We start from the raw sequence: 22,453 nt of genomic DNA, 5'->3' as shown, positions 1-22,453 counted from the left end.
ATAGCTCGCGGGGACATCGGTGTCCCCGCCCCGCGCCCGGGACGCACGGACCACATCCGTGACCGGGCGGCAGTCGCTGGTCCTCGCGGGCGGGCCGGGGACGCGAAGCGCCCCGCAGTGGCGCGCACACCCCGTTCGGGGGCGCCGGAATTGGCTGAAAACCCACCGCTCATCTCCCTTTGCGGCATAGCGTCGGTGAGGACCGGACACCCCGTGTCACGGCGTGACGCCGGAAGGCCGGAGACCGTACTTCCTTCTACGTCACGCAACGGCGCGCGACAGGAGCCAGAGGACAATGCAGACCAAGCTGGACGAAGCAAAGGCCGAGCTGCTCGAGAGGGCCGCCCGGGTAGCTGAGAACAGCCCGGTCGGGGGGTATCTACCGACTGGGACGACCGAGGGCGGCACTCCGGACGCGGACGCCGTGCTCGCGTTCCTCCAGCGCTACTACCTGCACACCGCGCCCGAGGACCTCACCGACCGCGACCCGGTCGACGTCTTCGGCGCCGCCCACTCCCACTACCGGCTGGCCGAGAACCGCCCCCAGGGCACGGCCAACGTGCGGGTGCACACCCCGACGGTCGAGGAGAACGGCTGGACGTGCAGCCACTCCGTCGTGGAGGTCGTCACCGACGACATGCCCTTCCTGGTCGACTCGGTCACCAACGAGCTGACCCGGCAGGGCCGCGGCATCCACGTCGTCATCCACCCCCAGGTGGTCGTCCGCCGGGACGTCACGGGCAGGCTGGTCGAGCTGCTCACCACGCGCCCGACCGGGGACCTCCCGCACGATGCGCACGTCGAGTCCTGGATCCACGTCGAGATCGACCGCGAGACCGACCGCTCCGACCTCAAGCAGATCGGCGCCGACCTGCTGCGCGTGCTGTCCGACGTCCGCGAGGCCGTCGAGGACTGGGGCAAGATGCGCGAGGCGGCCCTGCGGATCGCCGAGGGGCTGCCCGGCGAGCCGGTCGCCGCCGACCTGCCCGGCGAGGAGATCGAGGAGGCCCGCGAGCTGCTGCGCTGGCTGGCCGACGACCACTTCACCTTCCTCGGCTACCGCGAGTACCAGCTGCGCGACGACGACTCGCTGGCCGCCGTCCCCGGCACCGGCCTCGGCATACTGCGCGCCGATCCCCACCACGCCGGCGGCGAGAGCCACCCGGTCAGCCCGTCCTTCGAGCGGCTGCCCGCCGACGCCCGCGCCAAGGCCCGCGAGCACAAGCTGCTCGTGCTGACCAAGGCCAACAGCCGGGCCACCGTGCACCGGCCGTCGTACCTGGACTACATCGGCGTCAAGAAGTTCGACGAGCAGGGCAACGTCGTCGGCGAGCGGCGCTTCCTGGGGCTGTTCTCCTCCGCCGCCTACACCGAGTCCGTCCGGCGCGTCCCGGTCATCCGGCGCAAGGTTGGCGAGGTGCTCAGCCGCGCCGGGTTCTCGCCCAACAGCCACGACGGCCGCGACCTGCTGCAGATCCTGGAGACCTACCCGCGCGACGAGCTGTTCCAGACGCCGGTCGGCGAGCTCCAGGCCATCGTCACCTCCGTGCTCTACCTCCAGGAGCGCCGCCGGCTGCGGCTGTACCTGCGTCAGGACGAGTACGGCCGCTACTACTCCGCCCTCGTCTACCTCCCGCGCGACCGCTACACCACCGGCGTCCGGCTGCGGATCATCGACATCCTCAAGGAGGAACTGGGCGGTATCAGCGTCGACTTCACCGCCTGGAACACCGAGTCGATCCTGTCCCGGCTGCACTTCGTCGTCCGCGTCCCGCAGGGCACCGAACTGCCCCAGCTGTCCGACGCCGACAAGGAGCGCATCGAGGCCCGTCTGGTCGAGGCCGCCCGCTCCTGGGCGGACGGCTACACCGAGGCGCTGAACGCCGAGTTCGGCGAGGAGCGCGCCGCCGAACTGCTGCGCCGCTACGGCAACGCCTTCGCCGAGGGCTACAAGGCCGACCACTCGCCGCGCGCCGCGGTCGCCGACCTCGCCCAGCTGGAACGGCTCGGCGAGCACAACGACTTCGCGCTCAGCCTGTACGAGCCGGTGGGCGCCGCCCACGACGAGCGCCGCTTCAAGATCTACCGCAAGGGCGACGCCGTCTCCCTGTCCGCCGTCCTGCCGGTGCTGAACCGGCTCGGCGTCGAGGTGATCGACGAGCGGCCGTACGAACTGCGCTGCGCCGACCGCAGCGTCGCCTGGATCTACGACTTCGGCCTGCGCATGCCCAAGCCGCAGGGCGCCGCCGGGGACTACTCGGGCGACGACGCGCGCGAGCGGTTCCAGGAGGCCTTCGCCGCCACCTGGACCGGCAAGGCCGAGAACGACGGCTTCAACGCCCTGGTGCTCGGCGCCGGGCTGACCTGGCGGCAGGCGATGGTCCTGCGGGCGTACGCGAAGTACCTGCGCCAGGCAGGATCGACGTTCAGCCAGGACTACATGGAGGACACCCTCCGCAACAACGTCCACACCACCCGGCTGCTCGTCTCCCTGTTCGAGGCGCGGATGTCGCCCGAGCGGCAGAGCGCCGGACGGGAGATCGTCGACGCCCTGCTGGAGGAGCTGGACGCGGCCCTCGACCAGGTCGCCTCGCTGGACGAGGACCGCATCCTGCGGTCGTTCCTCACCGTCATCAAGGCGACCCTGCGGACCAACTTCTTCCAGGAGGCCTCGGGCGGCAGGCCGCACGACTACGTCTCCATGAAGTTCGACCCGCGGGCCATCCCCGACCTGCCCGCGCCCCGGCCGGCGTTCGAGATCTGGGTGTACTCCCCGCGCGTCGAGGGCGTGCACCTGCGGTTCGGCAAGGTCGCGCGCGGCGGACTGCGCTGGTCCGACCGGCGAGAGGACTTCCGCACCGAGATCCTCGGCCTGGTCAAGGCGCAGATGGTGAAGAACACCGTCATCGTCCCGGTCGGCGCCAAGGGCGGCTTCGTCGCCAAGCAGCTCCCGGACCCGTCCGTGGACCGCGACGCCTGGATGGCGGAGGGCGTCGCCGCCTACCGGACGTTCATCTCCGCCCTGCTCGACATCACCGACAACATGGTCGCCGGCGAGGTCGTGCCCCCGCCGGACGTCGTCCGGCACGACGAGGACGACACCTATCTCGTCGTCGCCGCCGACAAGGGCACCGCGACCTTCTCCGACATCGCCAACGAGGTCGCCCAGTCGTACAACTTCTGGCTCGGGGACGCCTTCGCCTCCGGCGGCTCGGCCGGCTACGACCACAAGGGCATGGGCATCACCGCGCGCGGCGCCTGGGAGTCCGTCAAGCGGCACTTCCGCGAGCTGGGCACGGACACCCAGAGCGAGGACTTCACCGTCGTCGGCATCGGCGACATGTCCGGCGACGTCTTCGGCAACGGCATGCTCCTCAGCGAGCACATCCGCCTGGTCGCCGCCTTCGACCACCGGCACATCTTCATCGACCCGACCCCGGACGCGGCCGTCTCCTACGCCGAGCGCCGCCGGCTGTTCGAACTGCCGCGCAGTTCCTGGGCCGACTACGACACCGCCCTGCTGTCGCCCGGCGGCGGGGTCTTCCCCCGCTCCGCCAAGTCCATCCCGGTCAACGCCCACGTCCGCCAGGCCCTCGGCATCGAGGACGGCGTCACCAAGCTGACCCCGGCCGACCTGATGAAGGCCATCCTCAAGGCGCCGGTCGACCTGCTGTGGAACGGCGGCATCGGCACCTACGTCAAGTCGAGCGCGGAGTCCAACGCCGACGTCGGCGACAAGGCCAACGACGCCATCCGCGTGGACGGCCAGGACCTGCGCGTCAAGGTCGTCGGCGAGGGCGGCAACCTGGGCCTGACCCAGCTCGGCCGGATCGAGTTCGCGCTGCAGGGCGGGCGGATCAACACCGACGCCATCGACAACAGCGCGGGCGTGGACACCTCCGACCACGAGGTGAACATCAAGATCCTGCTCAACGGCCTGGTCACCGAGGGCGACATGACGGTCAAGCAGCGCAACAAGCTGCTCGCCGAGATGACCGACGAGGTCGGCCGGCTGGTCCTGCGCAACAACTACGCGCAGAACACGGCCATCGCCAACGCCCTCGCCCAGTCCGCGGACATGCTCCACGCCCAGCAGCGCTTCATGCGCCACCTGGTCCGGGAGGGCCACCTCGACCGGGCGCTGGAGTTCCTGCCGACCGACCGCCAGATCCGCGAACGCCTCGGCTCCGGGCAGGGCCTGACCGGCCCCGAGACGGCCGTCCTGCTGGCGTACACGAAGATCACGGTCGCCGAGGAACTGCTGCACACCTCGCTGCCGGACGACCCCTACCTGCAGGGCCTGCTCCACGCGTACTTCCCGAGCGCGCTGCGCGAGCGGTTCCCGGAGCAGATCGACGGTCACCCGCTGCGCCGCGAGATCGTCACGACGGTGCTGGTCAACGACACGGTCAACACGGGCGGCACGAGCTTTCTGCACCGGCTGCGCGAGGAGACCGGAGCCTCGCTGGAGGAGATCGTCCGGGCGCAGACCGCGGCCCGCGCGATCTTCCACTCCGCCGCCGTGTGGGACGGCGTCGAGTCGCTCGACAACAAGGTGGCGGCCGACGTCCAGACCAGGATCAGGCTGCACTCCCGCCGCCTGGTGGAGCGGGGCACCCGCTGGCTGCTCAACAACCGGCCGCAGCCGCTGGAGATCGCCGAGACGGTGGAGTTCTTCGGCGAGCGCGTCGAACAGGTCTGGTCGCAGCTGCCGAAGCTGCTGCGCGGCGCGGACCTGCAGTGGTGGCAGAAGATCCACGACGAGCTGACCGGGGCCGGCGTCCCGGACGAGCAGGCCACCCGCGTGGCCGGGTTCTCCTCCGCCTTCCCGGCGCTCGACATCGTCTCGGTGGCCGACCGCACGGGCCGTGAGCCGATGGACGTCGCCGAGGTCTACTACGACCTCGCCGACCGCCTCGGCATCGCTCAGCTGATGGACCGGATCATCGAGCTGCCCCGTGCCGACCGCTGGCAGTCCATGGCCCGCGCCGCCATCCGCGAGGACCTCTTCGCCGCCCACGCGGCCCTGACGTCCGACGTGCTGGCGGTGGGCAACGGCACGTCGACGCCGGAGCAGCGGTTCCAGCTCTGGCAGCGGAAGAACGCCGCGATCCTGAGCCGGGCCCGCACCACCCTGGAGGAGATCCAGAACTCGGACGCGTTCGACCTCGCCAACCTGTCGGTGGCGATGCGGACGATGCGGTCGCTGCTGCGGGCGCACTCGTAGGGGCACGCCGTACGGCGGTTCGCAGCAGCACACCGTACGGCGGCTCTGTCGGGGCCTTGTGCGAAGGGCGCCCCGGGCCGGAATCCCCGGCTCGGGGCGCCCTTCGCCCTTCGCCCTACGGCCGTCGGGCGCGTCAGGCGGGTGAGGCGGTCGCGGGCGGCGTCTTGCGCCGGGGGGCTGGCGGGCGCCCCGGCGTCTTGTCGCCGGTGAAGGCCTCGTACTCCTTCATGACCTCCTCCGTGGGCCCGTCCATGCGCAGTTCGCCGCGCTCCAGCCACAGCACGCGCTCGCAGGTGTCGCGGATGGACTTGTTGTTGTGGCTGACCAGGAAGACCGTGCCGGCCTGGCCGCGCAGCTCCCGGATGCGGGCCTCGGAGCGCCGGCGGAAGGAGCCGTCGCCGGTGGCGAGGGCCTCGTCGATGAGCAGCACGTCGTGGTCCTTGGCGGCGGCGATGGAGAATCGCAGCCGGGCCGCCATGCCGGAGGAGTAGGTGCGCATCGGCAGGGTGATGAAGTCGCCCTTGTCGTTGATCCCGGAGAAGTCGACGATCTCCCGGTAGCGCGCCCGGATCTGCTCCCGGCTCATGCCCATCGCGAGCCCGCCCAGGTGGACGTTGCGCTCGCCGGTCAGGTCGTTCATCAGGGCGGCGTTGACGCCGAGCAGGGAGGGCTGCCCGCCGGTGTAGATGCGGCCGCGCTCCACCGGCAGCAGGCCCGCGACGGCCTTGAGCAGCGTCGACTTGCCGGAGCCGTTGGTGCCGATCAGCCCGATCGCCTCGCCCTTGTACGCGACGAAGGAGACGTCCCGCACGGCGTGCACGGTGCGTACGCCGGCCGCCCTCTCGGCCTTCTCGCGGCGCAGGATGCGGTTGAGCGCGGCGGTGGCGGAGCCGCGTCCGGCGCCGGTGCCGTTGACGCGGTAGACGATGTCCACGTGGTCCGCGATGACGGTGGGGACCCTGTCGCCCCGGGGGTTCTCAGCCACGGCCGTACATCTCCTCGGCCTTCCAGAAGTAGAGGAAGCCGCCGACTCCGGCGAGCAGTGCCCAGCCGGTGGCCAGCGCCCAGACGTGCGGAGGCAGCTGGCTCGCGTGGAAGCTGTCGATCAGCGCGAAGCGCATCAGGTCGATGTAGAGGGCGGCGGGGTTGGCCTGGAGCACGGTGCCCACCCAGGACGGCCAGTCGGTGTGCTTGCTGAGCACATGCTCGATGCTCCACATCACGCCCGACGCGTACATCCAGGTCCGCAGCACGAACGGCATCAGCTGGGCGATGTCCGGCGTCTTCGCGCCGACCCGCGCGAGAACCATGGACAGGCCGGTGTTGAAGACGAACTGGAGCACCAGCGCCGGGACGGCCAGCAGCCAGGAGGCGGCGACGGGCACGCCGAACACGAGCAGGATGACGACGAGGGTCGCCATCGAGAACATCAGCTGCTGGAGCTGCTGGAGGCACAGGGCGATCGGCAGCGAGGCCCGCGGGAAGTGCAGGGCGCGCACGAGGCCGAGGTTCCCGGAGATCGCGCGGGTGCCCGACAGGAGCGACGTCTGGGTGAACGTCCAGATGAACACGCCCGTGACCAGGAACGGCACGTAGTCCGGCACGCCGTTCTTGGTCTGCAGCAGCACGCCGAAGATCAGATAGAAGACCGCCGCGTTGAGCAGCGGGGTCATCACCTGCCAGATCTGGCCCAGCTTGGCCTGGCTGTACTGGGCGGTGAGCTTGGCGGTCGAGAAGGCGGTGATGAAGTGGCGGCGCTCCCACAGCCGGCGCAGGTACTGGGGCAGGGTCGGGCGGGCGCCGCTGACCGTGAGGCCGTGGCGGGCGGCGAGGGCCGCGAGGTCGTCGTAGGCCGGGGTAGGGGCCACGGCCGTGGTCGAGGCCGTGGTCGTGGCCGACGGGGTCGTCGTCGGGGGCGGTGTGTCGAGGACCTGGCTCACATCCGCTGCTTTCGGTCGGGGGGTGGGGGCGGGCGGTGCGGCGTCCGGCGTTCTCCGGGGTCTCCCTCGCGGCCATACGACGGGACGGCACCGTATCGTCGCAACGCGAGCGTAGGCCGAGCGGGCGTCGGAACGCAACCGTTTCGTCGTCACGGCCTATGCTGTGGGGCATGACCACGAACGCCGACGGACCGCCGCCGCGCCCGCGCCGCCGCCCCGCGGGGGCGGCCGTGCTGCGCGAGGACGTGACCGAGGCGATCCGGGCGGCCGTGTTCGAGGAACTCGCGGCGGTCGGCTACGCGCGCATGTCGATCGAGGGCATCGCCCGCCGGGCCGGCGTGGGCAAGACGGCGGTGTACCGCCGCTGGCGCTCCAAGCTGCACCTGGTGCTCGACGTCGTCTCCGCCCTCGCGGTGCAGGGACTGCCCGCGCCGGACACGGGCTCGCTGGAGGGCGATCTGCGGCTGCTGTACGAGGTGACGTCACGGGCGCTGCGGCACCCGGTCGCCTCGCAGATCATCCCCGACCTCCAGGCGGAGGCGGCCCGCAACCCGGAGATCGCCGAGGCGCTCCAGAAGGCGGTGCGCGAGGGGCAGGACGGCGTCGCCAGCACGATCGTGGCGGCGGCGCAGCGCCGGGGCGAGGTCCGGCAGGGCATCGACGGAGACCTCGCCCTCGACCTGATCTCCGGGCCGCTGTACTGGCGGTCGGTGGTGATCCGGGGCGGGAAGCTGCCCAAGGGCTATCTGGCGTCGCTGACGCGGGCCACGGCGGGGGCGCTCAAGGCGCTGTGAGGGCGGGCCCGGTGGGCGGGTGCCGAGTGCCCGCCCCGAGTGCCCGCACCGGGGACTTGCCCCGGGGACTCGGCCCGGGGACTGGGCCAGGGGCTTCACCGCCGCTTCGGTTCACTGCCGCCTCAGTTCACCGCCGCCCCGGGATGCAGCCGCACCCAGCCCTCCCACGCCGATGTGATCATGTCCTCGACGTCGTACCGGGCCTTCCAGCCCAGCTCGGCGGCGATGCGGTCGGCGTCGGCGACGACGCGGGGCGGGTCGCCGGGGCGGCGCGGGGTGACGGTCGGGGCGCGGTGGTGGCCGGTCACGGCGTTGATGCGGTCGATCATCTCCCGCACCGAGACGCCCTCCCCGCGCCCGACGTTCAGGGTGAGGTCGCGGCCGGGGGCGGAGCGCAGGGCGCGGGCCACGGCGACGTGGGCCTCGGCGAGGTCCACCACATGGATGTAGTCCCGGATGCAGGTGCCGTCGGGGGTGGGGTAGTCGTCGCCGAAGATGCGCGGCGAGGCGCCCTCGGTGAGCTTCTCGAAGACCATCGGCACGAGGTTGAAGACGCCGGTGTCGGCCAGCGCGGGGGCCGCGGCGCCCGCCACGTTGAAGTAGCGCAGGGACGCGGTCGCCAGCCCGGTCGCCCGGCCCGTGGCCCGCACCAGCCACTCGCCGGCCAGCTTGGTCTCGCCGTACGGGCTCATCGGCGCGCACGGCGTCTCCTCGGTGACCGGCGCGCCCGCGCGCGTGGCGTCCGGCGTCCCGTACACGGCGGCCGAGGAGGAGAACACGAACGTGGCCACGTCGGCCTCCGTCACCGCCTCCAGCAGGACGCGCAGGCCCTCGACGTTCTCCCGGTAGTAGTGCAGCGGGCGGTCCACCGACTCGCCGACCTGCTTCTTCGCCGCCAGATGGACCACGCCGGTGATGCCGTGGCGGGTGAGCGCCCGCCGCAGCAGCGTGCCGTCCAGGGTCGAGCCGACGACCAGCGGGACACCGTCCGGCACCCGGTCGGCGACGCCGGTCGACAGGTCGTCGTACACGACCGTCCGCTCGCCCGCCTCGGTCATCGCCCGGACGACGTGCGCCCCGATGTATCCGGCCCCGCCGGTGATCAGCCAGGTCATCTGAGGCCGTCCCCTCGTGTCGCGCCTTTCGTGCCGCTCACAGTGAAGCAGGCCGCGGGGAGGGTCCGCAGGTCCGCTGGATCGCGGGTCTGCCGGGCCGCGAGTCGGCTGGGACGCGGGTCTTCCGGGAGGTGGGTCTGCCGGGGCGAGGGTCGGCTGGGACGCGGGTCTCCCCGACCGAGGGCTGTCCCGGTCGCGGGTCCTACCGGGAGGCCTCCGCCGCCACCGCCGCGTCGAGGGCGGTGGTGAGGCGGTCCAGGCGGGCCCGCAGTTCGCCGATCTCGTCGACGTCGCAGCCGGTCGCCGCGACGATCCGGCGCGGCACCTCCAGCGCACGCTCGCGCATCGCCGCGCCCTCCTCCGTCAGCCGCACCTCGACCGAGCGTTCGTCGCGGGTGCTGCGCTCACGGCGTACCAGCCCGGCCGATTCCAGCCGCTTGAGCAGCGGGGAGAGCGTGCCGGAGTCGAGGCGCAGATGTTCGCCCAGCCGCTTCACCGGCAGATCGCCGTGCTCCCACAGCACGAGCATCACCAGGTACTGCGGATAGGTGAGGCCGAGGTCCTTGAGCAGGACGCGGTAGACGCCGCCGAAGGCGCGCGAGGCGGCGTTCAGCGAGAAGCAGATCTGCTGGTCGAGTCTCAGCCAGTCGGCGGTGGGGGCGGTCATGGCTCCAGGGTAGCCGGGGTCGTCCCTGCCCGCCATTTAGTTGTGCGCAACTCAATTGTGTGCTCTACTCGTGTCCGTACTCGCCCGGCGGCCCGGTCCGACCGACCCGCCGCCGGGACACGACACGAGAGGGATGGTTTTCCATGGACGCGCTCTACACCGCCGTCGCCACCGCGACCCACGGCCGCGAGGGCCGCGCCGTCTCCTCCGACGGCAAGCTGGACCTTCAGCTGGGCATCCCCGTGGAGATGGGCGGCAACGGCCAGGGCACCAACCCCGAACAGCTCTTCGCCGCCGGCTACTCCGCCTGTTTCGCCAGCGCCCTCGGTCTCGTCGGCCGGCAGGCCAAGGTCGACGTCAGCGACGCCGCCGTGACCGCCGAGGTCGGCATCGGCAAGGACGGTCAGGGCTTCGGGCTCGCGGTCACCCTGCGCGTGGAGCTGCCCGAGGGCCTCGACGAGGCGACCGGCCGCAAGCTGGTCGACGCCGCTCACCAGGTCTGCCCGTACTCCAACGCCACGCGCGGGAACGTCCCGGTCGAGATCGTCGTGGAGTAGTCCGGGCCCGGCCGCGGATCAGACGGAGCGCATGGACCGGGCGGCGGTCGCCACGGCGCGGTACGCGTACCGCGCCGGTTTCCCGCCCGGGCCCGCCGTCCGTGCGGCCAGCCGGTCGGCCGCGCGCAGCGCCGGGTACGCCCCGGCCGCCAGCAGCCGCCGCCGTACGTCGGGGGCGCGGTGGCCGACGGGGCGGTGGCGGCGGTACAGGGCGCGCGCCCGGTGGAAGAAGATGCGGCGCTCGCGCGGGGACGTCACGCCGGGCAGCGCCCTCAGTACCGCGGCGAACAGCTGGTCGAACAGCGCGTACGACCGCCCGGCGGACAGTTCCTCGGCGGCGGCCCAGGACAGCACCAGCTCCACCTGGTCCAGCAGGGCGAACCGGTCGCCGGGGCCCCGCCCGGCCGGCCCGCGCCGTACGACGGCCGAGTCCAGCACCGCCAGCCGCCCGGCCAGGACCGTCACCAGCCCGCCCCAGCCGACGTCGGCGAAGTCGCCGTACGGGAAGGCGAGCTGGTGGACGGTGAGGAAGCCGCGCCGGTAGGCCGCGCCGCACACCGGGCGGTTCACGGCCGTGAGGTGCGGGGCCGCGTCCGGGGCGAAGGCGGCGGCCGGGGCCGGCGGAAGGGGGTGGGGGCGCGGCCCCGTCCCCTCCCGTTCGTACTCGAAGTGCAGGACGTCGACCGGGCCCGTCTGTCGCAGCCGTGCGTCCAGTGCCGCCAGCGCCCCCGGGAGCAGCAGGTCGCCGCCGTCGAGGAACAGCAGATGGGCGCCGGCCGCCTCCCGCATCCCCGTCGTGCGCGCCGCGCCCGCACCGGCGCGGGGCGGGCAGTGGGCCGCCCGTACCCGGCCGTCGCGCTCGGCGAGGGCGGCGACCAGACGTCCGGAGGGGGTTCCGGGCTCGTCGCACACCGCGATCAGCTCGACGTCGCCGAACGGCTGGGCGAGGACGGAGTCCAGGGTCCGGGCCGCCGGGCCGCCGGGGGCGTCGTGCGCCGGCACGACGACGCTGAAACGGGGCATGCGGGTTCCTCCGTTTCCTCGGGCCGGGTACGACGGGCTGCTGTGCCGCCGCGTCGTGTGCTGCTGTGCTGCCGTGTTGCTGTGCCGCCGTGCTGCTGTCGGGTGGAGACGGCCGCTGCCAGGTGAAACGGCGCAGTCCGCTTTCGGTGACGGTGAAATGACCGGAAGGTTGCGAAATGGTGGCCCGGAGTGGTGAGTCCCGCACTGATGTTCCCGCCGAACAACCGAAGGGGCGGGCCGTCGCCGGTCCGCCCCTTCCCCGCCGTGACGCCGCTACTTGACCGCCCCCGCCATCACGCCGGACACGAACTGCCGCTGGAACGCGAAGAACACCGCCAGCGGGACCACCATGGAGATGAACGCGCCGGGCGCCAGCACGTCGATGTTGTTGCCGAACTGCCGAACCTGCGTCTGCAGCGCGACCGTGATCGGCTGGTTGCCGGAGTCGGAGAACACCAGAGCCACCAGCATGTCGTTCCACACCCACAGGAACTGGAAGATGCCCAGGCTCGCGATGGCCGGCCCGCCCAGCGGCATCACCACCCGCGTGAACAGGCGCAGTTCGCCCGCGCCGTCCAGCCGGGCCGCCTCCAGCAGCTCGCGCGGGATCTCCGCGAAGAAGTTCCGCAGCAGGAACACCGCGAACGGCAGACCGAACCCGACGTGGAACAGGACCACGCCGAGGATCGAGCCGAACAGACCGATGTTGCCGAACAGTTCGGCGATCGGGATCAGCGCCACCTGCACCGGCACCACCAGCAGCCCCACCACGCCCAGGAACCACCAGTCGCGGCCCGGGAACTCCATCCAGGCGAACGCGTAGCCCGCGAGCGCGCCGATGACCACGACCAGCACGGTCGCCGGGACCGTGATCAGCACCGTGTTCACCAGGGAGTCGGTGATGTCGCCGTTCTCCAGCAGCTTCTCGTAGCTGTCGAAGGTGAGCTTCGCCGGCTCGGTGAACACCGTCCACCAGCCGCTCTCGTTCATGTCGGACGGCGTGCGCAGCGAGGACAGCAGCAGTCCGATCGTCGGCAGCAGCCAGAACAGGCCGACGGCGACCAGGAAGAACTGGATCAGACCCCCGCCGGCCTTCTCGACGAGGCGTGCGCCCAGGGGCCGTTTCACCGTGCCGGGCTCCGTCGTCATCGCCGCACCTCCCGCCTGAGCCTGCGGATGTTGAACCACATCACCGGGAGCACCAGGAGCAGCAGGAACACCGCGATGGCGCTGGCGATGCCCGGCTGGTCCTCGGAGAAGCCCTTGCGGTAAAGCTCCAGCGCGAGGACGTTGGCGTCGTCCTGCGAGGAGCCCGGCGCGATGATGAACACCAGGTCGAAGACCTTCAGCACATTGATCATCAAAGTGACCGTGACGACCGCGAGGACCGGTGCCAGCAGCGGCACCGTGATCCGCCGGAACACCTGCCACTCGTTGGCTCCGTCGACCCGCGCCGCCTCCAGCAGCTCCCGCGGCATCCCCGCGAGCCCGGCCGCGATCAGCACCATCGCGAACCCGGCCCACATCCAGATGTACGAGCCGATGATCGCCGGGGTGACCAGGGACGGGCCGAGCCAGTCCAGGCCGTTGTACGCCTCCTTGAAGTTGCTCGCCGGCAGTCTCAGCAGGGCGCCGTCGGCCTCGGCCGACAGGGAGAACGTGCCGTCGTCGGCCGCCGTGGCCGTCTCCACCACCTTGCCGTCCTTGACGGCCTCGATCTTCATGCCGGGATAGCCCAGCTCGTCGGCGTCGACGCCGTTCAGCGTGCCGACGCCCTTGCCACGGGTGAAGTCCTGCCAGGTCGTGCCCGTGATCCGGTCCGGCTCCGGCTTCGGCGCCGCCGCCCGCTTCGCGTCGTCCGGCATCAGGTCCGGGGCCACGCCGACCAGCGGCAGCACGACCGGGTCGCCGGCGCTCACCGGGGACCGGGTGATGTACGCGCCCCCGCCGGCCGGCTCCAGCGGCGACTCGCGCCCCGGGTGCGCCTTCGGGAACGCCGACGCCTGCGCGAAGGTGTCGTGCACGCCCACCCACACCGCGTTGGCGACGCCCTTGTCCGGGTCCTGGTCGTACACCAGACGGAAGATGATGCCCGCGGCGAGCATCGAGATCGCCATCGGCATGAAGACGATCAGTTTGAACGCCGTGCCCCAGCGGACCCGCTCGGTCAGCACCGCGAAGATCAGGCCGAGCGCGGTGGCGACCGTCGGCGCGAACACCACCCACACGATGTTGTTCTTCAGGGCGGTGCGGATTCCGTCGTCCGAGAAGAGGGCGCGGTAGTTGTCGAGCCCGGCGAAACCGTCGCCGGACTGGTCGTAGAAGCTGCGAAAGACCGAGTACCCGATCGGGTAGACCACGAGCGCGCCGAGCAGGACCAGGGCGGGCAGCAGGAACAGCGCCGCCACGGTCCTGCGGGTGGCGGTCACGCTCCTGCGCGACCTGGGGCCTTTTGGGGCGGCAGGGGCGGCGAGGGCCCCTGCCGTGGTGTCCGACTTCATCGCCGGCTCAGTGCCCGTAGGCCGCGGCCGCGTCGGCCTCCAGCCGGCGCTGGGTTCCCGCGACGTCCTTCGGGTTCTTCAGGAAGTCCTGCAGCGCCTTCCACTCGCCCTTGCCGGGTGTGCCGCCGAAGGCCTGCGGGGCCTGGTCGGACATGTCGAAGCGGAAGTCGTCGCCGGCCGCGACGAGCGCCTCGGCCATCTTGCGCTGCACGTCGTTCGGGTACACCGACGGGTCCACGTTCTTGTTCGGCGACAGGTAGCCGCCGAGCTTCGCCTGGACGGCCGCCGCGTCCGGGGACGCCAGGAAGGTGGCCAGGGCCTGGGACGCCTTGGAGTCCTCCAGGATCACCGCCGCGTCGCCGCCGGAGACCACCGGCGCGGTGTCGCCGACCGCCGGGAACGGGAACACCTTGGCGTCCGTGCCGACCTCGGCGTCCGTCTCCGCGATGTTGACCTGCACGAAGTCGCCCTCGAAGACCATGCCCGCCTTCGGCTGGTCGCCCCCGGTGAAGGTCTGGGTGACCGACGCCGGGAACTCCGTCTGCAGGGCGCCGCTCGCACCGCCCGCCACGTAGTCGGCCTTGCCCCAGATCTCGGCGAGGGTGGTCAGCGCCTCCTTCACGGAGGGGTCCGTCCACTTGATCTCGTGCTTGGCGAGCTGGTCGTACTTCTCCGGACCCGCCTGCGACAGATAGACGTTCTCGAACCAGTCGGTGAGCGTCCAGCCGTCCGCGCCGCCGACCGAGAACGGCGTGACGCCGGAGTCGTAGACGGTCTGCGCGGCGGTCAGCAGTTCGTCCCAGGTCTTGGGCTCGGTGGCGCCCGCGTTCTCGAAGACCTGGGCGTTGTACCAGATCAGGGACTTGTTGGCGGCCTTGTAGTAGACGCCGTACTGCTCGCCGTCCACCTTGCCGAGGTCCTGCCAGCCCTGCGAGTAGTTCTTGGCCAGTTGCTCCTTCGCCTCCGCGCCGACCGGCTTGGCCCAGCCCTTCTCCACCGCCTGACGGATCGCGCCGACCTGCGGCAGCATCGCGACGTCCGGTGGGGCGCCGCCCGCGATCTTCGAGCCGAGGAAGTTGATGATCGGGTCCTGGGCGGGCACGAAGGCGACCTTCGCGCCCGTGCGCTTCTCGAACTCGGCCAGGACCTTCTTGAAGTTCTCCTGCTCCGGCCCGGTCCAGACGGCGGCGACCTCCAGGGTCTCGCCGTCGAGCTTGGGAAGGGTGACGGTCGCGGCGGTCTCCTTGCCGCCGCCTCCGCCCTCGTCGCCGCTGTCGTCGTCGTCACCGCCGCAGGCGCTCAGCGAGAACGCGAGCGCTCCCGCGAGTACGGCTGCCGCGGCCCTACCGGCCGCCCTGCGGGTCCTTGTCCGGCTGCTGGTGCTGCTGTCGCTGTACATCACGGCCCCGTTCTTCCGTTCCTCGTCGAACGTTCGAGCGCTGCTCCGTGGCCTCTGGTCTACGCCGGGTGCGAGGGGTCGGCAAGAGCGCCTGCCGTGTACAGCGAATGATCGTTAGCGCGTCGTGACGTGCGTTGTGGGCGGTTTCGGGAGGGGCGGGGAGGGTAGGGCGCGGGCGGTTGCCGGGGCGTCCGGGCGTGCCTGATCAGGGATGCGGCGCGGTTGTACCCCGGGTGCGGCTGCGGCTGCCGGGACGCGGCGCGCCGCTGCGGCCGGGGGGCGTGGGAGCCGCGTGCCGCGCGGTGGCTTCGGGGGTGGTGCGGAAGCGGTGAGGGGGCGCGCGCCCTTGGTCGGGAAGGCCGGGGCGCAGCCGATCGCCCCGCCCCCCGTGCGCGACCCCCGTCCTCAGCCCCCTACAGCAGCGACGGCACCTTCGGGGCCGCGACCTCCCGGGCGGCCCGCTCCAGGGCGCTGGCCAGGAGGGCCAGGTCCGTGGGGCCGTTGCCCAGCTCCCGGACCGGCCGGCGGGTCGGGGGGTCGCCCATGCGGTGCCACTCCAGGGGGACGACCGTCGGGCGCAGGGTCGCCGTCCGCGGGATGCGGCCCGTGACCCGGCCGCCCTGGAACGGGGTGACCCGGCCGTCGCCCGCGGTCAGGCGCCCGCGTCCCGCCGGGGGTTCGTCGGGGCCGGTGGCCGGCGGGTCGAGCGTGACGCGCAGGGCGGCCCGGCGCACCGGCTCCGTCTCCGCCGTACGGCCGCCCGGGCCCGTCGCCGCCACGAGGTGGACGCCGAGCCGCTCGCCCTCCCGCGCCACCGCCTCCAGCGCCCGCACGACCGACCCGGCCGCGGGCCGACCGGGGGAGCCCAGCGGCGGCGAGACCAGGGCGTCCAGGTCGTCGACCACCACGACCAGCCGGGGCAGCGGCGGCGCCTCCACGGGACGCCGGCTCGCCGCGGGCCGCAGCTTCAGCGTGGAACTGGGCGGTGTGTCGATGTCGCCCGCCCCGCCCGAGGCGCCCGCGCGCTGGGCGACCATCCGGTCCGCCACCGCGCGCCCGGTGTGCCACTCGGCGAAGTCCGACCGGCCGAGCAGCTCCGCCCGGCGCTTCAGCTCCGCCGCCAGGGACTGCGCGAACTCCCGCATCCGCACCGGGTCGTTGGCCGGCAGGTGCGTCGAGACGTGCGGCACGTCCGTGCAGACCCGCAGCCCCTCGCCGTGACCGCTGCCCGCCCCGACGCCGTCCCTGCCGTCCATCAGGACGATGCCCAGCCGGTCCGGCCGCTCGGCGGCGGCGAGCGAGGCGACGACCGCGCGCAGCAGTTCGGTGCGCCCGCTGCCGGGCGGGCCCTCGACCAGCAGGTGCGGGCCGTCGGCGACGAGGTCGGCGGCGACCGGCCCGCGCGGCCCGGCGCCGAGGACGGCGCACGCCCTTCCGCCGAGCGCCTCGGCGTCGTCCGCCGCGTCCGCCCAGCGCGCCATCAGCGAGGCCGGGGTGGCGCGGGCGAGGCCCAGTTCGTCGAGCAGCCGTGCGGCCTGGGGCAGCGGGGCGGACACGCGGGAGTGCCGCTCGCCCGGGGCGGCGTCCGTCCGTAGCGGGGCCAGCGCGCGGGCGAACCGCTCGGCCCAGGCGGGCGAGACGGCGTCCACCGTGCCGACGGTGCCGTTGCCGACCGGGCCCGGCCGGTCGCCGGGCGCCACGCCCGCGCGGGCGATCCGCAGCAGCCGCAGCGCCGTGGCCACGTCGCCGCTGAGCAGTGCCGCCGCCCCGCAGCCGCGGAACGCCGGGGCCGCCTCGCAGGCCGCCTCGTAGGTGTCGGTCACGGGCGACGCCGGCGACGCGGGAGCCGTCTCCGCCAGGCAGACCACATGGACGCCCGCCCGTGGTCCCTCGGCCACCAGCCGCGTCACGGCCTCCCGCAGACCGGCCCCGCCGGGGTCGCCGTCCACGACGACGACCGTGTACGGGCCGGGGAAGGGGGAGCCGTCCCGGCCGGGGCCCGCCGCCTCGCCCGGGGCGTCGGCACGGGCCCAGGAGGGGCGGCGGGGCGGACCGGCGGTGGCCGCGCGGTCGGCGCCGGGGTCCGGGGTCCGGTCCGGCGCCCCGTCCGCTATGTGGTCGTCGAGGCGGCGCAGCAGTTCTTCCGTGCGGGCGGCGGCCTGCTCGCGGTCGTAGGCGAGCAGCAGCCGGCAGTCCTGGCCGTGGCCCGGCCGCACATGCGGGAGCCAGCCCAGCCAGCCCCACTCGGCGACCCGCTCCTCCAGCGGCCGGGAGCGGTCCGTGCTGATCAGGACCACTTCCAGGGCGTCCGGGGAGTGCAGGGCCGCGAGCTGGGCCACCACCGCGCGGGCCAGCCCGGACAGCCGGGGGCGCGGCCCGGCCAGGCCCAGCGCGCCGACCTCGCGCAGGTCGGCGGTCACCGGCACCGCGGGCAGCAGTCCCGAGCCGTCGGGCGCCGCCCGGTCGGCCGTGCCGAGCCGCACCGTGAGCGCCTCGGGATGGCCCGGGGCGCGCTCCCACAGGCGCGGGCCGGGGCCGAGCACCGTCAGCAGCAGCGCCGAGGGGTCGGGCCACCGCTCGGGCGCCTCGGGACGGGCGGGCGGCTCGTCGGCCGCGCCGGCCACCGGTCCGGGGACCTCGGCGGCAGCCGGGCCGGCCGGGTCCGGCTCGGCACGCGCGCCCGTCAGCCGCCGCGCCCAGGCCGTGAGCCCACGTCTGCGCACGCCCTGCGGGACGTCGGTGCCGGACAGGGGGGTGCCCTGGCGGCGGCCCCCGGCGTCGGAGGAGCCGAGGGCGAGACTGCCGCCGCCGTGGGTGGTGTCCCCGGAGGGAGGACCGGGGGGAACCGCCGGTCCGGCAGCGCCGGGGCGGCTCTCCACGTGCGGGGCCCGGCCCTGCTCCGGCACCAGCGCCGACCGCGCGGGGGAGTGCGTGGAGTGCTCCGCCCACGCGTCGGGGCCGTGGGGGCCGGCGGTGGCGTCCGGGACGGGCCGCGCGCCCAGGTCGGCGTCGCCGTACGCGTGCCCGGTCCGGTCGGAGGGGCCCGCCTGCGGCACGTCGGCGCCGGTGGCGGCTTCCCGCTCGGCCGCCGGGGACACCCGTACGTGGCCCTCGCCGTCCGGAGCCGTCGGCACGCGCGCCCCGGGGCCTCCGGGCGGGGCCAGACGCAGGGTGGACTCGCCGATCCGCAGCAGCGCGCCCGGCGCGAAACGCAGCGGGCGGGCGCCGACGCGCGCGCCGTCCAGGGTGGTGCCGTTGGTGGAGCCGAGGTCGGCGACCGTGACCCGGCCGTCGGCGGCGAGCGTCACGGCGCAGTGCAGCCGGGAGACGTCCGGGTCGTCGAGGGGGACGTCGGCGTCGGCGGAGCGGCCGATGTGGACCTGCCCGCCGTGCAGCAGATGGACGCCGCCCGCGTCGGGACCGGCGACCACATGGAGCCGCGCCGGGGCGTCGTCCACCTCGGGATGCGGCTCGGGATCGACCGGGCCGCCCACCGCCAGCACCGCGCCGTCCAGCAGCGGGGGCTCGCCCAGCGTGCAGCGCTGCGTGTCCAGGCGCTCGGCGCCGGCGTAGAGCACCACGTGCCCGCTCGGGGACGGTCCGCCGTCCCCGGAGACCGCCGAGGCCAGCGCCGCGGCCACCGCCGACAGGGCCGTGCCGGCGGGCGCCGTGACCAGCACGTCCCGGCTCGCGGCGCGCCCCCGTGCCTCCGCGGGCGGGCCCAGCGGGTCTACGACGGTCAGCCGGATCTGCATCGCCGTCAGCGTCCCTTCTGCACGGGCGCCCGCGCACCGGGCCGAGGCCGCACGCGGTCCCCCACCGCGGACTTCCCCCACCACCGCACGAGCACGTCGGCCAGTACTGGAGGCATCCTCGCACCTGCCACCGACAACGCGCCCGCCTCCCCTCCGCGAATGATCTTCATTGGTCGGCTCTGCCCGTAAAAATGCCTGACCACGACGCCACCGCTGTCCACTTGAGAACCGTTGGGGACCGATCACGTCCGGGTCCGGCAACCAAAGGGACCGGGTCGGGCGTCTTTCCTGTGACCGCGTTCGGCAGCCGGGGTCATGGGCGGCGGCACTACAGTGGGTCGGAACCCCGTAGCACAGTGGGCCAGGCAAGCAAGCAGCAGGGAGCGCATGACGTGCGGCCGGTAGGCAGCAAGTACTTCCTCGAGGAGCCGCTCGGACGCGGCGCCACGGGGACCGTCTGGCGAGCCCGCCAGCGGGAGACCGCGGGCGCCGAGGCGGCCGTGCCGGGGCAGCCCGGGGAAACCGTCGCGATCAAGGTCCTCAAGGAGGAGCTGGCCGGCGATCCGGACGTCGTGATGCGGTTCCTGCGGGAGCGCTCCGTCCTGCTCCGGCTGACCCACCCGAACATCGTCAGGGTCCGCGACCTGGTCGTCGAGGGCGAGCTGCTCGCCCTCGTCATGGACCTCGTCGACGGCCCCGACCTGCACCGCCACCTGCGCGAGAACGGGCCGTTCACCCCGGTCGCCGCCGCCCTGCTCACCGCGCAGATCGCCGACGCGCTGGCCGCCAGCCACGCCGACGGCGTCGTCCACCGCGACCTGAAGCCCGCCAACGTCCTGCTCAAGCGGAACGGCGACGAGCTGCACCCGATGCTGACCGACTTCGGCATCGCCCGCCTCGCCGACTCCCCGGGCCTCACCCGCACCCACGAGTTCGTCGGCACGCCCGCGTACGTCGCACCGGAGTCCGCCGAGGGCCGCCCGCAGACCTCCGCCGTCGACATCTACGGCGCCGGAATCCTGCTGTACGAGCTGGTCACCGGCCGCCCGCCGTTCTCCGGCAGCTCCGCCCTCGAAGTCCTCCACCAGCACCTGAGCGCCGAGCCGCGCCGCCCCTCCACCGTCCCGGAACCCCTGTGGACGGTCATCGAGCGCTGCCTGCGCAAGAACCCCGACGAACGGCCCGGCGCCCAGAACCTCGCCCGCGCCCTGCGGGTCGTCGCCGAGGGCGTCGGCGTGCACGCCAACTCCGCGCAGATCGCCGCCGCCGAGAACGTCGCAGCGCTCCTCGCGCCCGACCCCGCGCCCGCGGCCGTCCCCGGCACGCCCGGCGCCGCCGACCCGACGCAGGTCCTGCCGCGCGGCGCGTCCGGAGCCCACGACCCCAACGCCGCGACCAGCGTCCTGCCGCACACCGCGGGCCCGGCGGGCGCCGCCGACCCCACCGCCGTACTGCCGCACACCGGGGCGGCCGACCCGACCGCCGTCCTGCCGCAGAACCAGCAGGGACAGCAGAACCAGCAGGGCGAGCCCGGGCAGCAGGGTGAGCAGCCGCACCCCTGGCAGACCCAGCTGCGCGCCGCGCGGGACCGCAACGAGCAGACGCAGATCCAGTACCTCGACCCCGCCGAGGACCCGCTGCGCCGCCGCCCCCAGCGGCAGGTCGCCCGGCCGCAGCAGCAGCCGCGCCCCCAGCAGCCGCAGCAGCGCCCCCAGCAGGGCCCGCCGCCCGGTTACGGCTACCAGCAGCAGCAGCAGCCGCAGCAGTACGCCCCCCAGCGCCGGCAGCCGCAGCCCCAGCAGCCTCAGCGGTACGCCCCGCCGCCCGCCCCCGCCGCGCCGCGGCGGCCGGCGCCGGAGCCCAGGCAGCCGCGGCAGCGCAGCGCCAATCCGATGCGCATCCCGGGGCTGGGTTGCCTCAAGGGGTGCCTGGTCACGGTCGTCATCCTGGTCGTCGCCAGTTGGCTGGTCTGGGAGCTGAGCCCGCTGCAGGACTGGATCGGCACCGGCAAGGGGTACTGGGAGCAGATCGGCGACTGGTTCACCACGGCCACCGACTGGATCGGGGAGCTGGGCGGGAACTCCGGCAGCGACTCTCCCACGATCGACGATGTTGGAGATTTGTCGACACCTGGCGGGTGATTTCCGCCTCCCCGGTGAAGGTTGGCTCTCCGGACGCGTAGTTTTGGCGACAACACGCGTCTGTAGGAGCAGTCTTGGCACGGAAGATCGGCAGCCGGTACACCGCGAACCAGATCCTGGGTCGGGGCAGCGCCGGCACGGTGTGGCTGGGCGAGGGCCCCGAGGGGCCCGTCGCCATCAAACTGCTGCGCGAGGATCTCGCATCCGACCAGGAGCTCGTCGGACGCTTCGTCCAGGAGCGCACGGCACTGTTGGGACTCGAGCATCCCCATGTCGTCTCGGTCCGCGACCTGGTCGTCGACGGCAACGACCTCGCGCTGGTCATGGACCTGATCCGCGGCACCGACCTGCGCACCCGGTTGGAACGGGAGCGGCGGCTGGCTCCCGAGGCGGCGGTCGCGATCGTCGCCGACGTCGCGGAGGGGCTCGCCGCGGCGCACGCGGCCGGGGTCGTGCACCGGGACGTGAAGCCCGAGAACGTCCTGCTCGACATGCAGGGCCCGCTCGGGCCGGGAGGCTCGCACCGGGCGCTGCTGACGGACTTCGGGATCGCCAAACTGATCGACACCCCGCAGCGGACGCGGGCCACGAAGGTCATCGGCACGCCGGACTACCTGGCGCCGGAGATCGTCGAGGGCCTGCCGCCGCGGGCCGCCGTCGACATCTACGCGCTGGCGACGGTCCTGTACGAGCTGCTGGCCGGGTTCACGCCGTTCGGCGGCGGGCACCCCGGCGCCGTACTGCGCCGCCACGTCACGGAGACGGTGGTCCCGCTGCCGGGCATCCCGGACGAGCTGTGGCAGCTGATCGTCCAGTGCCTCGCCAAGGCCCCCGCGTCCCGGCTGCGCGCCTCCGAGCTGGCCGCCCGGCTGCGCGAGCAGCTCCCGGCCCTCGCCGGGATGCCCCCGCTGGACGTGGACGAGCCCGACGACGCCGAGCCCGCGGAGGAGCCGGCCGAGGCGACGCCGGGCGAGGCGGAGACGCCGGCGCGGGTACGGCGGGGCGCGGTGCCGCTGGTGCCGGGCGCGCGGCCGGACTCCAACCGCGACACGCACACGTCGATGCGGGTCCCCGCCCCCGACGAGCTGTCCGGCGGCGCCCACGGCACCGCCCGCGCCCCCCGCGCCGCGGGCGCCCCCCGCCCCGGCTCGGCCCGCAACCGCGCCGCGACCCGGCGCCGCCGCCTCGCCCTCGCGGCGGCGACCGCGGCCGTCCTGGCGATGGCGGGCCTCGGCACCTGGCTGGCCACCGCGGACGACGAGGCGCGGACGCCGCCCCAGGACACGAAGAACTCCTCCACGAGCCCCTGAACCCGGGGCGCCACGCCCTATGCC

The 22,453-nt window shown here is 73.6% G+C and carries 14 protein-coding genes; 5 read left to right on the top strand and 9 right to left on the bottom strand.

Annotated features, from left to right (window positions below; translation table 11 throughout):
• Nucleotides 1–295: 295 nt before the first annotated feature.
• Complete coding sequence (locus ACZ6KF_RS03960) at nucleotides 296–5,227, top strand: NAD-glutamate dehydrogenase (RefSeq protein WP_469237171.1); 4,932 nt, start codon at nucleotides 296–298, stop codon at nucleotides 5,225–5,227.
• A gap of 133 nt (nucleotides 5,228–5,360) precedes the next feature.
• Here ACZ6KF_RS03960 and ACZ6KF_RS03955 read toward each other — a convergent pair whose 3' ends face one another.
• Nucleotides 5,361–6,212 (bottom strand): ABC transporter ATP-binding protein, encoded by an 852-nt coding sequence (locus ACZ6KF_RS03955; protein WP_469160161.1) that lies wholly within the window; start codon nucleotides 6,210–6,212, stop codon nucleotides 5,361–5,363.
• Nucleotides 6,205–7,167, bottom strand: coding sequence for an ABC transporter permease (locus ACZ6KF_RS03950; protein WP_469160162.1), 963 nt, complete (start codon nucleotides 7,165–7,167; stop codon nucleotides 6,205–6,207). The genes ACZ6KF_RS03955 and ACZ6KF_RS03950 overlap by 8 nt, the downstream gene beginning before the upstream one ends.
• Nucleotides 7,168–7,337: 170 nt before the next feature.
• Here ACZ6KF_RS03950 and ACZ6KF_RS03945 point away from each other — a divergent pair, with 170 nt between their 5' ends.
• Complete coding sequence (locus tag ACZ6KF_RS03945) at nucleotides 7,338–7,961, top strand: TetR/AcrR family transcriptional regulator (protein ID WP_356627159.1); 624 nt, start codon at nucleotides 7,338–7,340, stop codon at nucleotides 7,959–7,961.
• Between the two features lie 122 nt (nucleotides 7,962–8,083).
• Here the strand turns inward: ACZ6KF_RS03945 and galE are convergent, their stop codons facing one another.
• Nucleotides 8,084–9,076 carry a UDP-glucose 4-epimerase GalE gene (gene galE / locus ACZ6KF_RS03940; RefSeq protein ID WP_356627160.1) on the bottom strand — a complete coding sequence of 331 codons (993 nt, stop codon included), beginning with the start codon at nucleotides 9,074–9,076 and terminating at the stop codon, nucleotides 8,084–8,086.
• A gap of 202 nt (nucleotides 9,077–9,278) precedes the next feature.
• Nucleotides 9,279–9,743, bottom strand: coding sequence for a MarR family winged helix-turn-helix transcriptional regulator (locus tag ACZ6KF_RS03935; RefSeq protein ID WP_356627161.1), 465 nt, complete (start codon nucleotides 9,741–9,743; stop codon nucleotides 9,279–9,281).
• Nucleotides 9,744–9,886: 143 nt separating this feature from the next.
• Here ACZ6KF_RS03935 and ACZ6KF_RS03930 point away from each other — a divergent pair, with 143 nt between their 5' ends.
• Nucleotides 9,887–10,300 (top strand): organic hydroperoxide resistance protein, encoded by a 414-nt coding sequence (locus ACZ6KF_RS03930; protein WP_356627163.1) that lies wholly within the window; start codon nucleotides 9,887–9,889, stop codon nucleotides 10,298–10,300.
• A gap of 18 nt (nucleotides 10,301–10,318) precedes the next feature.
• Here ACZ6KF_RS03930 and ACZ6KF_RS03925 read toward each other — a convergent pair whose 3' ends face one another.
• The 5 genes from ACZ6KF_RS03925 to ACZ6KF_RS03905 all read right to left on the bottom strand — a co-directional run bounded on the left by ACZ6KF_RS03925 (nucleotide 10,319) and on the right by ACZ6KF_RS03905 (nucleotide 18,978).
• On the bottom strand, nucleotides 10,319–11,323 hold the full coding sequence (locus ACZ6KF_RS03925) for a glycosyltransferase family 2 protein (protein ID WP_469237168.1): 1,005 nt from the start codon (nucleotides 11,321–11,323) through the stop codon (nucleotides 10,319–10,321).
• A 273-nt stretch (nucleotides 11,324–11,596) separates the two neighbouring features.
• Entirely contained in the window at nucleotides 11,597–12,472 is an 876-nt protein-coding gene (locus ACZ6KF_RS03920) for a carbohydrate ABC transporter permease (protein ID WP_356627166.1), read from the bottom strand.
• Entirely contained in the window at nucleotides 12,469–13,824 is a 1,356-nt protein-coding gene (locus ACZ6KF_RS03915) for a carbohydrate ABC transporter permease (protein WP_469237166.1), read from the bottom strand. The genes ACZ6KF_RS03920 and ACZ6KF_RS03915 overlap by 4 nt, the downstream gene beginning before the upstream one ends.
• Nucleotides 13,825–13,831: 7 nt before the next feature.
• Nucleotides 13,832–15,223, bottom strand: coding sequence for an ABC transporter substrate-binding protein (locus ACZ6KF_RS03910; RefSeq protein WP_356627168.1), 1,392 nt, complete (start codon nucleotides 15,221–15,223; stop codon nucleotides 13,832–13,834).
• Between the two features lie 413 nt (nucleotides 15,224–15,636).
• A complete protein-coding gene (locus ACZ6KF_RS03905; protein WP_469178824.1) occupies nucleotides 15,637–18,978 on the bottom strand; it encodes an FHA domain-containing protein in 3,342 nt (1,113 codons plus the stop codon).
• A gap of 392 nt (nucleotides 18,979–19,370) precedes the next feature.
• Between ACZ6KF_RS03905 and ACZ6KF_RS03900 the strand changes: the two genes are divergently transcribed.
• Together ACZ6KF_RS03900 and ACZ6KF_RS03895 are read left to right on the top strand one after the other, a co-directional pair.
• Entirely contained in the window at nucleotides 19,371–21,119 is a 1,749-nt protein-coding gene (locus ACZ6KF_RS03900; protein ID WP_469237165.1) for a serine/threonine-protein kinase, read from the top strand.
• A 74-nt stretch (nucleotides 21,120–21,193) separates the two neighbouring features.
• A complete protein-coding gene (locus ACZ6KF_RS03895) occupies nucleotides 21,194–22,429 on the top strand; it encodes a serine/threonine-protein kinase (RefSeq protein ID WP_469237163.1) in 1,236 nt (411 codons plus the stop codon).
• Nucleotides 22,430–22,453 lie beyond the last annotated feature (24 nt).

The organism is Streptomyces sp. NPDC046379, assembly GCF_055587785.1.
This window is presented reverse-complemented; position numbering and strand designations above follow the sequence as displayed.

Excerpts from the sequence above, each read along its gene's own strand:
- ACZ6KF_RS03960 (WP_469237171.1), top strand. The coding sequence starts at position 296 with ATGCAGACCAAGCTGGACGAAGCAAAGGCCGAGCTGCTCGAGAGGGCC.
- ACZ6KF_RS03945 (WP_356627159.1), top strand. The coding sequence starts at position 7,338 with ATGACCACGAACGCCGACGGACCGCCGCCGCGCCCGCGCCGCCGCCCC.
- galE (WP_356627160.1), bottom strand. The coding sequence starts at position 9,076 with ATGACCTGGCTGATCACCGGCGGGGCCGGATACATCGGGGCGCACGTC.
- ACZ6KF_RS03935 (WP_356627161.1), bottom strand. The coding sequence starts at position 9,743 with ATGACCGCCCCCACCGCCGACTGGCTGAGACTCGACCAGCAGATCTGC.
- ACZ6KF_RS03930 (WP_356627163.1), top strand. The coding sequence starts at position 9,887 with ATGGACGCGCTCTACACCGCCGTCGCCACCGCGACCCACGGCCGCGAG.
- ACZ6KF_RS03925 (WP_469237168.1), bottom strand. The coding sequence starts at position 11,323 with ATGCCCCGTTTCAGCGTCGTCGTGCCGGCGCACGACGCCCCCGGCGGC.
- ACZ6KF_RS03920 (WP_356627166.1), bottom strand. The coding sequence starts at position 12,472 with ATGACGACGGAGCCCGGCACGGTGAAACGGCCCCTGGGCGCACGCCTC.
- ACZ6KF_RS03915 (WP_469237166.1), bottom strand. The coding sequence starts at position 13,824 with ATGAAGTCGGACACCACGGCAGGGGCCCTCGCCGCCCCTGCCGCCCCA.
- ACZ6KF_RS03910 (WP_356627168.1), bottom strand. The coding sequence starts at position 15,223 with ATGTACAGCGACAGCAGCACCAGCAGCCGGACAAGGACCCGCAGGGCG.
- ACZ6KF_RS03905 (WP_469178824.1), bottom strand. The coding sequence starts at position 18,978 with ATGCAGATCCGGCTGACCGTCGTAGACCCGCTGGGCCCGCCCGCGGAG.